This window comes from Pseudomonas sp. BN607, from assembly GCF_029871175.1.
Taxonomy (GTDB): domain Bacteria; phylum Pseudomonadota; class Gammaproteobacteria; order Pseudomonadales; family Pseudomonadaceae; genus Aquipseudomonas.
Genome location: NZ_SSOE01000065.1, coordinates 216,414 through 231,283, shown reverse-complemented (window position 1 = coordinate 231,283; position 14,870 = coordinate 216,414). Strand labels below are relative to the sequence as shown.

13 protein-coding genes are annotated in these 14,870 nt (G+C 61.1%); 3 read left to right on the top strand and 10 right to left on the bottom strand.

The window, feature by feature from the left end:
- Window positions 1-90: 90 nt before the first annotated feature.
- Together E8E68_RS22830 and E8E68_RS22825 are read left to right on the top strand one after the other, a co-directional pair.
- The gene (locus E8E68_RS22830; RefSeq protein ID WP_280345056.1) at window positions 91-1,569 is read left to right on the top strand and encodes a methyl-accepting chemotaxis protein; all 1,479 of its coding nucleotides are present in this window, start codon (window positions 91-93) and stop codon (window positions 1,567-1,569) included.
- A gap of 75 nt (window positions 1,570-1,644) precedes the next feature.
- Entirely contained in the window at window positions 1,645-2,013 is a 369-nt protein-coding gene (locus E8E68_RS22825) for an Mpo1-like protein (protein WP_280345053.1), read from the top strand.
- 45 nt (window positions 2,014-2,058) lie between these two features.
- Here the strand turns inward: E8E68_RS22825 and E8E68_RS22820 are convergent, their stop codons facing one another.
- The 3 genes from E8E68_RS22820 to E8E68_RS22810 all read right to left on the bottom strand — a co-directional run bounded on the left by E8E68_RS22820 (window position 2,059) and on the right by E8E68_RS22810 (window position 4,005).
- Complete coding sequence (locus E8E68_RS22820) at window positions 2,059-2,856, bottom strand: thioesterase family protein (protein WP_280345050.1); 798 nt, start codon at window positions 2,854-2,856, stop codon at window positions 2,059-2,061.
- 88 nt (window positions 2,857-2,944) lie between these two features.
- Complete coding sequence (locus E8E68_RS22815) at window positions 2,945-3,712, bottom strand: CHAD domain-containing protein (protein ID WP_266030371.1); 768 nt, start codon at window positions 3,710-3,712, stop codon at window positions 2,945-2,947.
- 14 nt (window positions 3,713-3,726) lie between these two features.
- On the bottom strand, window positions 3,727-4,005 hold the full coding sequence (locus E8E68_RS22810; RefSeq protein ID WP_110744988.1) for a hypothetical protein: 279 nt from the start codon (window positions 4,003-4,005) through the stop codon (window positions 3,727-3,729).
- Between the two features lie 179 nt (window positions 4,006-4,184).
- Between E8E68_RS22810 and E8E68_RS22805 the strand changes: the two genes are divergently transcribed.
- Entirely contained in the window at window positions 4,185-5,225 is a 1,041-nt protein-coding gene (locus E8E68_RS22805) for a patatin-like phospholipase family protein (protein WP_110745084.1), read from the top strand.
- A gap of 76 nt (window positions 5,226-5,301) precedes the next feature.
- Here E8E68_RS22805 and E8E68_RS22800 read toward each other — a convergent pair whose 3' ends face one another.
- The 7 genes from E8E68_RS22800 to E8E68_RS22770 form a co-directional block, all read right to left on the bottom strand.
- On the bottom strand, window positions 5,302-7,173 hold the full coding sequence (locus tag E8E68_RS22800) for a SurA N-terminal domain-containing protein (RefSeq protein WP_280345045.1): 1,872 nt from the start codon (window positions 7,171-7,173) through the stop codon (window positions 5,302-5,304).
- A gap of 181 nt (window positions 7,174-7,354) precedes the next feature.
- Window positions 7,355-7,627 carry a nucleoid-associated protein HU-beta gene (hupB, locus tag E8E68_RS22795; RefSeq protein WP_003250246.1) on the bottom strand — a complete coding sequence of 91 codons (273 nt, stop codon included), beginning with the start codon at window positions 7,625-7,627 and terminating at the stop codon, window positions 7,355-7,357.
- Window positions 7,628-7,779: 152 nt separating this feature from the next.
- Complete coding sequence (gene lon / locus E8E68_RS22790) at window positions 7,780-10,176, bottom strand: endopeptidase La (protein ID WP_110744986.1); 2,397 nt, start codon at window positions 10,174-10,176, stop codon at window positions 7,780-7,782.
- Window positions 10,177-10,340: 164 nt separating this feature from the next.
- A complete protein-coding gene (gene clpX, locus E8E68_RS22785; protein ID WP_110744985.1) occupies window positions 10,341-11,624 on the bottom strand; it encodes an ATP-dependent Clp protease ATP-binding subunit ClpX in 1,284 nt (427 codons plus the stop codon).
- A gap of 108 nt (window positions 11,625-11,732) precedes the next feature.
- The gene (clpP, locus tag E8E68_RS22780) at window positions 11,733-12,374 is read right to left on the bottom strand and encodes an ATP-dependent Clp endopeptidase proteolytic subunit ClpP (protein ID WP_009683825.1); all 642 of its coding nucleotides are present in this window, start codon (window positions 12,372-12,374) and stop codon (window positions 11,733-11,735) included.
- Between the two features lie 91 nt (window positions 12,375-12,465).
- Complete coding sequence (tig, locus tag E8E68_RS22775; RefSeq protein WP_266030375.1) at window positions 12,466-13,779, bottom strand: trigger factor; 1,314 nt, start codon at window positions 13,777-13,779, stop codon at window positions 12,466-12,468.
- A 247-nt stretch (window positions 13,780-14,026) separates the two neighbouring features.
- The gene (locus E8E68_RS22770; RefSeq protein WP_110744983.1) at window positions 14,027-14,326 is read right to left on the bottom strand and encodes a DUF6388 family protein; all 300 of its coding nucleotides are present in this window, start codon (window positions 14,324-14,326) and stop codon (window positions 14,027-14,029) included.
- Window positions 14,327-14,870: the final 544 nt, after the last annotated feature.

The window sequence follows — 14,870 nt, the reverse complement described above, 5'->3', positions numbered from 1 at the left end:
GATACACATCAACAACACCCATGGTTTGCGCGGTCACAATGATGGCACCTTGCCAATATTGTTTACGCTCAACTCAGAGAAGACCTGCCCATGGGTGCCTGGCTTAGCAATGTTTCCCTGAAGTACAAATTCTGGGCCGTCAACGCGGTGGCCTTTGTCACGACCTTGCTATTGGTGCTTTATGCCGTGCACCTGGAGCAATCCGCCCGTGCCGAGGCGGCACAGGCACAGGCCGCCGCACAAGCCCAGCTGTTGGCCGCCTGGCCAGCCGGGCAGCCACTGCCACGCCCGGCGAACGTCATCGACTGGTCAGCAGGGCAAACGCCAACCTTTGCCGGCGAAGCGCTGGATGGCCTGCGCGGCGCCGAAGGCTGGGTCGACCTGCCAAGCGCGTGGATCCTTGGCGACAACCCGCTGCGTGGTGCACAGGTGCTCAGCGTCGGCGATCAGCACATGGCCGTACTGGCGCAGTCGCCAAGCCTGAGGCAGGTTTTCTTCGAACGTTTCAGCAGTTACGCAGTTTGCGTGCTGATTCTGATGCTGGCCATGCTCGGCGCCTCGCAACTGCTGATCCGGTTCCTGCTCAGCCAGCTCAACACCCTCAAGGATGTGATGTTGCACGTGGAAAAAACCGGCGACCTGGCCGCCCGCGTACCGCTGGCCTGTGGTGACGAGGTCGGCCAGATGGCCGGCGCCTTCAACGCCATGCAGGCCACCTACCACCGCGTGGTCAGCACCGTCGCCCACACGGCTGCACAGCTGGACTCGGGCGCTGCGCGCCTGGCCGCCAGCATGAGCGACGTGCGCCACGGCATGCTCGGGCAGCAAAGCGAGACCGACCAGGCCGCTACCGCCATCAACCAGATGTCGGCGACCGTGCACCACATCGCCCAGCATGCTGGCGCCACCCGCGACCTGTCACAGACCGCCGACACCTTGGCCGGCAGTGGCAAGGACGTGGTCAGCCGCGTGCAGGCGTCGATCTCCGGGCTATCCAGCGGTGTGCAGCAAACGGCCGAGATGATTCGCCAGCTGGCCGAAGACAGCCAGAAGATCAACGGCGTGGTCGGCGTAATCCACAGCATCGCCGAGCAGACCAACCTGCTGGCACTCAACGCCGCCATCGAAGCGGCGCGCGCTGGCGACCTGGGCCGGGGGTTTGCCGTGGTTGCCGATGAGGTGCGCAACCTGGCCAAGCGCGTGCAAACCTCCACTGACGAGATCACGACCATGGTCTCGGCCCTGCAGTCGGGCACCCGCGACGCAGTGGAGTTCATGCAGGAAAGCTCTTACAAGGCTGACGACTGCGTGCGCCAGGCACAGGAAGCCGGTGAGGCGCTGGCCGAAATTACCGGGGCCGTCGCGCAGATGCGCGAAAGCAATACCCAGATTGCCGTGGCAGCCGAGCAGCAAAGCCAGGTGGCCGAGGAAATGAATCGCGCGGTGGTGAGCATCCGCGACGTCACCGAGCAAACTGTGCAGCAAACCGTGGGTTCGGCAACCACCAGCAGCGAACTGGCGACCCTGGCCGGCGAGCTGAACAAGGCCATCGGCCAGCTCAGGCTATAGTCATCATAGCCAGCCTCGATTGGCCCCCTGAGGGGGGCCGCACTAAGCTTTGGGCATGACGATGAGGAAATGCCCATGAGCAAACGCCTGCCCAACCTGCCCGCCTGGCAATGGCGCGGCTATCATCATAACCACCGCCACCCGGCCAACCTGGTGTTGCACCTGATTGCCGTGCCGTTGTTCATCCTCGGCGCACTACTGGTGTTGTCCGGCCTGTTTGGCCTTGATCTGGGCCAGATCGCGGTGGGTGTCATCTCCGTGCTTGCCGGCCTGGGCCTCCAGCGCCAGGGTCACCGCCTGGAAGCCGAACAGCCCGAGCCATTCGCCAACCGCCAGGATGCCGTAAAGCGGCTGCTGACCGAACAATTCATCACCTTTCCGCGGTTTGTCCTGAGCGGGGCCTGGTGGAGAGCCTGGCGGGAGCGGCACAAGCACCGGCACTGAACGGCATTGCGTCGGTAAAGAATCGCGCAGCGCTCCCAAGGCCTATCAGGCAAACACGGTCACGGTCTGTCGGCTCAGGGCCAACAATTCCCCTTGCGCCGTCCACAGCGCCGCAGCGGCATGCCCGTAACCGTCCCTGGCATGCTCTGTCTCTACGCAATACCGGCACCAGTCCATCGTCGACAGCTTGGCCGTTGGCTGGATAAATTCAATGGTCCAGGTCAATGTACTGCCCGCAGCGGGCTGCTTGAGAAACGGCATCAGGCTCGGCGGCCAGGCATCGACCAAGGCAAGCAAGTGCGCTTCGTTCACTTGCTCTACGGCAACATCCCGCAGGCGCACCCAACCGCCCATCTTGCGCGACTGATTACCAGTGAAAGGCAACCCGCCCACTGCCCAGCGCAAGGCTACATGGCGCATGAATTCCGGGGTCACGCCCTTGATATAGGGCAGTTCGGGGGCCGCGTCTTCGAGCGCCTTCATGTCCATCGCCGGTAAAGCCGGCACCTCTACTGCCGAAGGCCGCCCCGCACCGAAGTTGCCTTGCACCAGCGTTACCACCTGGCCCTCCTGAACGGCACGGCCCAGCAAGGTACTGACCGCTTTACCCTCGCGCAGCACCTCGACCTCGAAACGGATGGGCACATCCGCAGCGGCCGGTGCCACGAAGCTGATGGCCAGCGAACGCACCGGGCGGCTATCGGTGAGTTTCAGCCGCATGGCCTCATACACCATGGCCGCCATCAACCCGCCAAAGGCAGCGCGCCCCTGCGCCCAGCTTGGCGGAACACTGACGGCATCGGGGTTGGCCCGTACGGCGTCGAGCAGTTGGTTGAAATTCATGGAGCGGCTCCTGCCTACAACGAAAAGGTCTGCCCATCCTAGCCAGCAAACCCCGGGGGATCAGCCCGCATTTCGGTCATTTTTCGGGCTAGCGCCTTGCCAGCGCCCGCTGCAGGGCATCCAGGGTTACATCTGACTTCTGCTCGGCCTCGTGCAGCTCCCGCTCCCAGTCGACCTTGCAATGCGCCAGGTCGGCCTGTTCACGCGCCTGCAGCAACCACTGCAACCGATCATGCCAGTCGCCCAGGTCGCCCTGGGCCTTTTTCAGCAGGCGTTGCAGTTTCTTGCCGGCGTGATCGAGTTGCGGGTAGGCCTCGTCGCCATAGCGCGCACGCTTGATCAGCAAGCGCAGGCGGTGGCGGTCGTGGGCGGGGTCCAGCAAGGCGTTGCGCAACTTGCGCCATTGCTTGACCAGGCGCTTGTCGATTCGCCTGTCCAACGACTTGACCAGGCCTTCACGGCCAGCTGCGCGCAGGAACAGCGGGAAAGCATCGACTATCGCCAGCACCCTCGCCAGCTGCGGGCTGGCAGCGACACTGGCGAAAACCCTGCCACGCCCTTCCAGACGACGCTGCCCAGCGTCGCCGTGACCGCGAGCCAGCAGTTCGGCCGCCAATACTTCCCGGTCTCGCAAGGGGGTGGTCAGGGTCCCCAACGAGCCCGCGGCATCCTCAAGCTGCTCCACGCCCGGCAGCCCGCGCAGTGGCCGCAGCAGGCTGCGCAGGCGGCGCACCGCGATGCGCAGGTCGTGCAAGGCCTCGCTGTCGGTATCGGCCGCCAGGCGCTCGCGACAGGCCAGCAAACGCACCTGCAAAACCAGGATCTGGGCAACCACGTGGTCAAGCATCGCGGACATGAAACGCTCCTTGGTTAGCGCCCGGCGCGGGACTCACGGATATAGAAGCGCGCCTTCTCGGCTTTGTTGGTACAGCTCTCGTAACCTTCGAACTGTTGTTGGGTCTTGGCTCCGGTCAACAGGGACAGGGCCTTGGAGTAGCTGACGGCACCGGCAAAGCCTTCAGCCTTGGCCAGGTCCAGCTCCTTCCAGGCGGCATCCAGTTGGGTCGCGCAACTGTCACGGTAGGCCGTTTTGCCCGCACACCCGGCAAGGGCCAGGGCAAACAGTGGAAGGCAGATCCAGGCTTTCATCAGTAATACCTCAAAGGTGTAAAGAACAGTGGCATTTCGACGCTCCGGCAATGGAAAAGTGCCGCGCGCAGCCGCTTCGTTTGCCGGCATTATTACACTAGCTCAGCGCGATCTACATTGAAGCACAGGCAGCGATAGGTGCATTGTAGGACCATGGTGGCACTGAACGGGGAATGTTCATGAGTAAACGTGTGGCACTGGTACTGGGATCGGGTGGAGCACGGGGGTATGCGCACATTGGCGTGATCGAGGAAATCGAGCGCCGTGGCTACGACATCGCCTGCGTGGCAGGCTGCTCCATGGGCGCAGTGATTGGCGGCATTTACGCTGCCGGCAAGCTCGACGAATACCGCAACTGGATCGAAAGCCTGGATTACCTGGATGTGTTGCGCCTGGTCGACGTCAGTTTTCGCCTCGGCGCGATACGCGGCGACAAGGTGTTCGGGCAAATCCGCAAGATCGTGGGCGAGATCAACATCGAGCAACTGCGCATTCCCTACACGGCGGTCGCCGCCGACCTTACCAACCAGCAGGAAATCTGGTTCCAGGAGGGCTGCCTGCACCAGGCCATGCGCGCTTCGGCGGCCATCCCCAGCCTGTTCACGCCCGTGATGCAGGGCAACCGCATGCTGGTCGATGGCGGCATCCTCAACCCGCTGCCGATCGTGCCGGTGGTCTCCAGCCATTGCGATCTCATTATTGCGGTCAACCTCAATGCCACCAACCAGAAGCAGTACCAGTTGCCGGTGATCGAACGCCCGGCCGCGTTCAAGATGCGCTTCGACGCCTTGCTCAGTTCGCTGGGCTCACGCTTGCCTTTCCGGCGCAAGCCAGCGGAGGAGCTGATCCGTATCGAACAGGAAATCGTCGCCGAAGGGCTGGCGCCACCAAGCCCATGGCTGAACGATGCCCCCGACCCGGAAGGCCAGCAACCAGCAGCGGCACCGGAGCGCGAGGGCGCGCCGAAATCGGCCACGGGTTCGTTCATCATCGACAACGTGGGCCCTGCTTCGCTGCTGGACTTGATCAACCAGAGCTTCGAAGTCATGCAGACTTCGTTGGCGCAGTACAAGATCGCTGGTTATCCACCGGATGTGCTGATCAACGTGCCCAAGCGGGTGTGCCGGTTTTTCGAGTTCTACAAAGCGCCGGAGCTGATCGCTTTGGGGCGGGAGATTGCGCGGGATACGCTGGACAGCTATGAAGGGGTGAAGCGCTGACGAACTGTCGCCGAGCACCGGCAACACAAATGAAACAGGCCGCACGAGGCGGCCTGTTTGTCATGCAGCGATCACTTTAGTAACGCGTGATGTCCGCATTGGCTTCCAACTGCTTGCGGAAGGCGGCAAAGTCCTGCTGGCCAGCACGCGAGGCGAGGTAGCGGCGGATCTGCTGCTTCTCTTCGTCGGTGGCAGCAGCCCCATCGTTGACACCCTTGAGCTGCAGCACCACCAAGCTGCCGTCACCCAGCACGACGCTGCCATACACCGGCTTATCCTTGGCTTGGGGCTTGCCCAGACGGAACAGCGCCTGGAGTTCGGCCGGGTCGATGCCATCCTCTCCACGGGTAACTGCTTCGTAGGCTTTCCACGCCTGCCCTTCGTGCACGCCGCCAGCGGCGATGGAGCCGTCACGCAGGCCTGCGATCAGCTTGTCCGCCTTGGTCTTGAGTTCGGCTGTCGCCTTCTCCTTGGCCAGGTGCTCACGGATATTCTGAGCTACGGCTTCCAGCGGCAGTTGTTCTGGCTTGCGGTGCTCCTTGACGCGCAGCACCACGGTGGTTTCCGGGTCGAGCTCGATGGCGGTGCTGTTGGCACCCTCATCCAGCACTTCTTCGGAGAACGCAGCCTGCACCACTGAGCGGTTGGCAGTGATGCCTTCACCACCCTCGCGGCCGAAGGCGGCAGAGGTGTGTACCTTGAGGTTCAGGTCCTGGGCCGGCTGGGCCAGGTCGGAAGCCTCGTAGGCCGCATCCTGCAGCTGCTTGCTGGCATCGACGTAACGCTGCTCTACCAACGGGGTCTTCAGGTCTCGGGTCAGCTTGTCCTTCAAGCTGGCAAAGCTCGGTACTTCAGGTGCTTCCACGCCCAACAGCTTGATCAGGTGGTAGCCGAACTCGGTGCGCACGGGCGCCGATACCTGGCCATCCTGCAGCTTGTACAGCGCCTCCTCGAAGGCCGGGTCGTAGACGCCCGGGCCCGCAAAGCCGAGGTCACCACCGTTGTTGGCCGAGCCCGGGTCCTGGGAGAATTCCTTGGCCAGTGCGGCAAAGTCCTCACCCTTGGCCAGGCGTTGCTCAATCTCCTCGGCACGGGCCTTGGCCTGGGCATCGGTGACCTTGTCGTTCACCTCGATGAGAATGTGCGCGGCATGGCGCTGCTCGGCGAGGTTGGCGATCTCCTTCTCGTACTGAGCCTTGAGTTCTTCGTCGGTCACCTTGACCTGGTCGAAGAACGCCGACTTCTTGAGCTCGATGTAGTCGATCACCACCTGATCAGGCGACATGAACTCCTTGGCGTGCTGGTCGTAGTGCGCCTTGACTTCATCGTCGCTGACCTTGACCGCAGCCGGATCGGCCTTGAAGGTCAGGGAAGCGAAGTCGCGGGTCTGTTTCTCCAGGCGGGCGAAGGCATCGACCTGCTGGTCGGTGACAAAGCTGCTGCCGGCCAGGCCGGTGCGCAGCTGGCCGATGAGCATTTCTTCGGCGAGCATGTCGCGGAACTGCATGCGACCGTAGCCCATCTGGCGGATGACCTGGTCAAAACGGTCGGCACTGAACTTGCCGTCCACCTGGAACTCCGGCGTCTGCAGAATGACCTGATCCAGTGCGGCGTCGGAGAAGGCGAATTTGGCATCCTCGGCACCCTGCAGCAGCAGTTTGCGGCTGATCAGCCCCTTGAGCGCCTCTTCGCGCAGCAATTTGTCATCCAGCAAAGCCGGGTCGAAATCCTTGCCCAACTGTTGCACCAGTTGGCGGCGCTGCATGTCGGCCGCCTGGCTCAGCTCGTTCTGGCTGATAGTCTGGCCGTTTACCTTGGCAGCGTCCTGGCTATGGGTGGCGGCCTGGAAAATAGCTTCGAAGCCGGTCAATGCCATCAACACGACGATAAGGCCGATGATGGTCTTGGCAATCCAACCTTGTGAATTGTCCCTGATATTTTGCAGCATGCGTCCCCCAGAAACGGCTGTACCACTGCGTCGACAACCGCGGAGCGTGGGTAGAATCCTGATAAAAGAAAGGCGCATCCGAGGATGCGCCTTTGCTTAGCAAACGTGTCAGGCGGGAACGTTTGCGCCCCGCCATCACCGTGCTCGGACCAGGCCTGGCCGGGTCCGGCTGAAAGACGACTTAGTTAACGGCGTCTTTCAGGCCTTTACCTGCCTTGAAACCTGGAACCTTGGCGGCTTCGATCTTGATCGCCTTACCGGTTTGTGGGTTGCGGCCAGTGCGCTCGGCACGCTCTTTGACCGAGAAGGTACCGAAGCCAACCAGTACCACATCGTCACCTTGCTTCAGGGCGCCGGTGACGGATTCGATTACTGCGTCCAGCGCACGGCCGGCTACAGCTTTCGGGATGTCAGCAGATGCGGCGATAGCGTCAATCAGTTCCGACTTGTTCACTCTAAGTCCCCTTATTTCTCTATTGAGTTTGTTTCTAAGTATGTAATGAAAAGCTTATGAAACGTGTGCTGGGAGGCATGGCGACAATAACGTGCCGCTTTATAGCAAGGCGCCGAAAATACTGTCAAGGAAAGCCCCCCAGCCAAAAACTACTAATGCGTGCTGATTCTTTCCTTAGCATCGCCGTCGCGCTTCTCGTCTTTCGCGACAATCTCCGGAGCCACATCTGGCAAGGGCTCCGGGGCGTATTGCAGCGCAATTTGCAGGACTTCGTCAATCCATTTGACCGGTTTGATCTGCAGATCCTGCTTGATATTTTCCGGAATCTCTTTCAAGTCGCGAACATTCTCCTCCGGAATGATCACCGTCTTGATCCCGCCACGGTGTGCCGCCAGCAGTTTTTCCTTCAAACCGCCAATGGCCAGCACCTGGCCACGCAGGGTGATTTCGCCGGTCATGGCCACATCGGCACGTACCGGAATCTGCGTCAGCGCCGACACCAGCGCGGTGCACATGCCTATGCCGGCGCTCGGGCCGTCCTTCGGCGTGGCGCCCTCAGGCATGTGGATATGCACGTCGTGCTTCTCGTGGAAGTCCGCGGCAATCCCCAGGCTGCGGGCGCGACTACGCACCACGGTCTGTGCAGCCGTAATCGATTCGACCATGACATCGCCCAGCGAGCCGGTCTTGATCAGCTGACCCTTGCCGGGGATGACCACGGCTTCGATGGTCAGCAATTCGCCGCCCACCTGGGTCCAGGCCAGGCCGGTAACCTGGCCGATCTGGTCCTGTTGCTCGGCCAGGCCGTAGCGGAACTTGCGCACGCCCAGCAAGTGCTCCAGCTGCTCGCTGGCCACCTTGACCTTGACCTGCTTCTGCCCGGTATGTTCCTTGACCACCTTGCGGCAAACCTTGGCGATCTGGCGTTCCAGCCCTCGCACACCGGCTTCGCGGGTGTAGAAGCGAATGATGTCACGGATCGCCGAGACATCGACCTCCAGCTCGTCCTTCTTCAAGCCGTTGGCCTTGACCTGCTTCGGCACCAGGTACTTGACCGCAATGTTGATCTTCTCGTCCTCGGTGTAGCCCGGCAGGCGGATGACTTCCATCCGGTCCAGCAGCGCCGGCGGGATGTTCATCGAGTTCGAGGTGCAGAGGAACATCACGTCCGAGAGGTCGTAGTCGACTTCCAGGTAGTGGTCGTTGAAATTGTGGTTCTGCTCCGGGTCGAGCACTTCCAGCAGCGCCGAAGCCGGGTCGCCGCGCATGTCGCTGCCCATCTTGTCGATTTCATCGAGCAGGAACAGCGGGTTGCGCACGCCCACCTTGGTCATCTTCTGGATCAGGCGACCGGGCATGGAACCGATGTAGGTGCGGCGATGGCCACGAATCTCGGCCTCGTCACGCACGCCACCCAAGGCCATGCGCACGAACTTGCGGTTGGTGGCGGCAGCGATCGACTCGGCCAGCGAGGTCTTACCAACGCCGGGCGGCCCGACCAGGCACAGGACCGGGCCACGGATTTTCTTGACGCGTTTCTGCACGGCGAGGTACTCAAGGATGCGCTCCTTGACCTCCTCCAGGCCATAGTGGTCGGCATCGAGGATTTCCTCGGCCTTGGTCAGGTCCAGGCGTACCTTGCTCTGGGCCTTCCACGGCACCTGCACCAGCCAGTCAAGGTACGAGCGCACCACGGTTGCCTCAGCGGACATCGGCGACATCTGCTTGAGCTTGTTCAGCTCGGCCTGGGCCTTGGTCAGGGCGTCCTTGGGCAGGCCAGCGGCTTCGATGCGCTTCTTCAGCTCTTCGACTTCGTTGTGGCCTTCGTCACCATCGCCAAGCTCCTTCTGAATGGCCTTCATCTGCTCATTCAGGTAGTACTCGCGCTGGCTGCGCTCCATCTGTTTCTTGACCCGGCCGCGAATGCGCTTTTCGACCTGCAGCAGGTCGATCTCGGCATCCAGCAGCGCCAGCACGTGCTCGACACGGGTGGCCAAGTCGACGATTTCAAGAATTTCCTGCTTCTGCTCGATCTTCAGGGCCATGTGGGCGGCCATGGTGTCGACCAGGCGGCCGGGCTCTTCGATGCTGTTCAACGACGACAGCACTTCGGCAGGGACTTTCTTGCCCAGCTGCACATACTGCTCGAATTGCGACAGCAGCGTGCGCACGAACACTTCCGACTCGCGCTCGGCGGTGTCGGTTTCGTCGATCAGGGAAACTTCGGCACGGATGTGCCCTTCTACTTCGGTGAAACGCTCGACCGCGCCACGCTGCTCGCCCTCGACCAGCACCTTGACGGTGCCGTCAGGCAGCTTCAGCAATTGCAGCACGGTGGCAACGGTACCGACACGGTACAAGGCGTCCTCGCCCGGGTCGTCATCAGCTGGGTTCTTCTGGGCCAGCAGGAGAATCTGCTTTTCGCCCGTCATCGCCGCCTCGAGGGCTTCGATGGATTTTTCGCGCCCCACGAACAGCGGGATAACCATGTGCGGGTAAACAACGACATCGCGCAATGGCAAAAGAGGCAAGTCGAGGGTGGTCTTCATGATTTCGCCTCTACAGCGGCCTTATGGCCGGAAACCGGTGGAAATGATGCTTGGACCTAATGTGGGGGCAGGCTTTGGAAATTACAAGCGCTAGCGCAGGAAAAGCAGAAAGGGGCCCGCAGGCCCCCTTCTGATTTGCAACCGTGAACCGGCCATTGCCTGAATCAGGCGTCTGGCGCGGCCTTGGCTTGCGGCTCGCTGTTCTCGTAGATCATCAGCGGCTGCGAGGTGCCTTCGATGACGCTCTCGTCGATCACCACCTTGCTGACATCCTTCTGCGAAGGAATCTCGTACATGGTGTCGAGCAGCACGCCTTCGAGGATCGAACGCAGGCCACGGGCGCCGGTTTTGCGCTCCAGGGCCTTGCGTGCAACGGCCTTGAGCGCATCGCTGCGGAACTCGAGGTCGACGCTTTCCATCTCGAACAGCTTGGCATACTGCTTGGTAAGGGCGTTTTTCGGCTCGGTGAGGATCTGCATCAATGCAGCCTCATCCAGTTCGTCGAGGGTAGCCAGTACCGGCAAACGGCCGACGAATTCCGGAATCAGGCCAAACTTGACCAGATCGTCCGGCTCGACCTCACGCAGGGACTCGCCAACCTTCTTGCCCTCTTCCTTGCTGCGCACTTCGGCACCAAACCCGATGCCACCTTTGGTGGAGCGGTTCTGGATGACCTTTTCCAGGCCCGAGAACGCGCCACCGCAGATGAACAGGATGTTGCGGGTATCAACCTGCAGGAATTCCTGTTGCGGGTGCTTGCGGCCGCCTTGCGGCGGAACCGAGGCCACGGTGCCTTCGATCAGTTTCAGCAGTGCCTGCTGCACGCCCTCGCCCGAGACATCACGGGTAATGGACGGGTTGTCCGACTTGCGCGAGATCTTGTCGATTTCGTCGATGTAGACAATGCCCATCTGGGCCTTTTCCACGTCGTAGTCGCACTTCTGCAACAGCTTCTGGATGATGTTTTCAACGTCCTCACCCACATAACCGGCTTCGGTCAGGGTGGTGGCGTCAGCAATGGTAAACGGTACGTTCAACAGGCGTGCCAGGGTTTCGGCGAGCAGGGTCTTGCCCGAGCCGGTCGGCCCGATGAGCAGGATATTGCTCTTGCCCAGTTCGACTTCGTCACCCTTCTTGTCACGCTGGTTCAGGCGCTTGTAGTGGTTGTACACCGCTACGGCCAGCACCTTCTTCGCGCGCTCCTGACCAATCACGTACTGGTCCAGGATGCCGCTGATTTCTTTCGGCGAAGGCAATTTGTGCGCGCTGCTCTCGGCCTGGGCTTCCTGCACCTCCTCACGGATGATGTCATTGCACAGGTCGACGCACTCGTCGCAGATAAATACCGAGGGCCCGGCAATCAATTTGCGCACTTCGTGCTGGCTTTTGCCGCAGAAGGAGCAATAGAGCAATTTGCCGCTGTCCTCGCCGTTACGGGTGTCAGTCATTCGATCGATCCAATCCGGTAGGCTTGCAACACAAGATGAAGGCAATTGCGGGCTTTTTCAAGTCCGCAGGTAGGCGCTTTCCGCGCCTACCTGCTCTGACACCCCGGTTCAGGAGGCCAGTTGCCGCTTGTCGTAGACCGAGTCGATCAGACCGTACTCGGCCGCGCGCGAGGCGCTCATGAAATTGTCACGTTCGGTGTCACGCTTGATGGTCTCGAGGTCCTGGCCGGTGTGGTAGGCCAGCAGCTCGTTCAGGCGCGCCTTGATATTGAGGATTTCCTGGGCGTGGATCTCGATATCGGTGGCCTGCCCCTGGAAACCGCCCAGTGGCTGGTGAATCATCACACGCGAGTTAGGCAGGCAGTGACGCTTGCCTTTGGCACCGGCAGCCAGAAGGAAGGCACCCATGCTGCAGGCCTGGCCAATACAGATGGTCGAGACGTCCGGCTTGATGAACTGCATGGTGTCGTAGATCGACATACCGGCAGTGACAGAGCCACCCGGCGAGTTGATGTACAGATGGATATCCTTGTCCGGGTTTTCCGCTTCGAGGAACAGCATCTGCGCAACGACGAGGTTGGCCATGTAGTCTTCGACCGGGCCAACCAGGAAGATCACTCGCTCTTTCAACAAGCGCGAGTAGATGTCGTAAGCGCGCTCGCCACGGGCGGACTGCTCGATAACCATCGGGACCAGGCCGCCTGCGGCCTGGATGTCAGAGCTCTGCTGAATATAAGAATTGCGGGACATGTCCTGCGCTCACTCCCAAATAGTCATGGCTTGATAACGCACAAGCCAGCTCGAAGGCTGGCTTGTGGGGGTTTCCTACGAGAGAAGCCTGTTACTCAGCTGCGGCAGGAGCCTCGGCTGGTTTGACAGCATCTTCGTACGAGACCGACTTGTCGGTCACAGTCGCTTTCTGCAGAACAGTATCTACAACTTGTTCTTCCAGCACAACCGAACGCACTTCGTTCAGTTGCTGGTCGTTCTTGTAGTACCAGGCGATGACCTGCTCAGGCTCCTGGTAAGCCGAGGCCATTTCTTCGATCATCTCGCGAACCTTGGCGTCGTCCGGCTTCAGCTCGAACTGCTTGACCACTTCGGCAACGATCAGGCCCAGGACCACGCGGCGTTTGGCTTGTTCTTCGAACAGCTCGGCCGGCAGTTGCTCTGGCTTGATGTTGCCGCCGAACTGCTGAACAGCCTGCACGCGCAGACGGTTGACTTCATTTTCCAGCAGGGCTTTCGGCACTTCGATCGGGTTGGCGGCCAGCAGACCGTCCATGACCTGGTTCTTCACCTTGGTCTTGATCGCCTGGCGCAGCTCACGCTCCATGTTCTTGCGAACTTCGGCGCGGAAGCCTTCCAGGGTCGATTCCTTGATGCCGAACTGGGCGAAGAACTCTTCGTTCAGCTCTGGCAGTACAGGGGCGGAAACGCTGTTGACGGTGATGGTGAACTCGGCGGCTTTGCCAGCCAGGTCGAGGTTCTGGTAGTCCTCTGGGAAGGTCACGTTGACAACGCGCTCTTCGCCAGCCTTGGCGCCCACCAGACCATCTTCGAAGCCAGGGATCATGCGGCCGGAGCCCAGTACCAGCTGGGTGCCCTTGGCCGAACCACCGGCGAACACTTCACCGTCGACCTTGCCGACGAAATCGATGTTGACCTGGTCGTCGGTCTGCGCGGCGCGCTCGACTGCCTCGTAGCGGGTGTTCTGCTTGCGCAGCACTTCCAGCATCTTGTCCAGGTCGGCGTCAGCCACTTCGGCGCTCAGGCGCTCGACGTTGATCGACTCCAGGCCAGCAACAGTGAACTCTGGGAACACTTCGAAGATGGCGACGAACTCCAGGTCCTTGCCCTTTTCGAAGGACTTCGGCTCTACAGCCGGAGCGCCAGCCGGGTTCAGTTTCTGCTCGACGATGGCTTCGTAGAAGGAAGCCTGGACCAGGTCACCGAAAGCCTCCTGACGGGCATCGGCTTCGAAGCGCTGACGGATCACGCTCATTGGCACCTTGCCTGGACGGAAGCCGGCAACCTTGGCGCGCTTGGCAGTCTGTTGCAGACGCTTGTTGACTTCGTTCTCGACGCGCTCGGCCGGAACGGCGATGGTCATGCGGCGCTCGAGAGCGGAAGTGTTTTCAACAGAAACTTGCATGGATATTCCTCGTTGCACAGACGTTAGCCGGCGTTAGCCCGACTCCAGAATCAAGGGCAAGCATTCTAGTGAGTCGCGCAGCAGAAGTCACCCCACACGGGACGACGGGAAACCACGCCGGTCGATTAACTTTCAAGGCCCGTTCGACATGGCGACGGGCCTGCCTCATCAATGGCCGCACCACGCCAGTGGCGCGATACAACCGAAATACCTTGTCAAACAACTTCCAGCAGCGAATTCGCTTCCTTTATTCAGGATCGACTTCGTTGAACTGGCAGTATTCTTCCCATTCCACGCCCAGCGCTTCGGCCACCTCGCGGTGCGTCTCCAGGCGCATGGCGCGCAACTGCTCCGGGGTTTCGGCGATCAGCTGCAGCGCCAGTTCCCAGGGCTGAATACCCTGCTCTTCGGCCGCATCCTCGAACGCCCACTCGATCTGCTGGGCCTGCTCCCGCGCATCCAGCTCGCGGATTTCCTCGAGCAGTTGCGGATTGGCCTCGGCAAAGCGCTGTAGCGCCATAGCCTGACGGGCTTCTTTTGCAATCATTGGGTTGTTCCTCTGCCGGCCAACCGGGCCGGTGTTTCAACCAGCTGAAATCTAACAGCTTTTATTGGGGTGCCACCAGAGGATTGCAAGGGGTGGATGGCATCGATTTGAGGCTCGCAGCGCCTGCGAGGGGTCGATGCGAGCCCTGCAGCGCCTATAAGATCGAGCGCCGCCAGCGCGGCGCTTCGCGGGACAAGCCCGCTCCCACATCTGTTTCGGGCCAATCGTTCCTGTGGGATTTGCGCGCGAACACCTCGGCGCTCACCTCGACATCGCGCCAAACAAACAAGGCGGTCGCGCGCGCCTGGGACAGGATGGATTGGCCCGAAACAGATGTGGGAGCGGGCTTGTCCCGCGAAGCGCCGCGCGGGCGGCGCTCGATCTCACTGACGCCAAAACCCCAAAGCCAGGCACCCCACCCCCCCAAAAAAACCCAAAACAAAAAAGGCGCCCGATCTCACGATCAAGGCGCCTTTTCAAAAATATGGGGTGGACGATGGGAATCGAACCCACGACAACTGGAATCACAATCCAGCGCTCTACC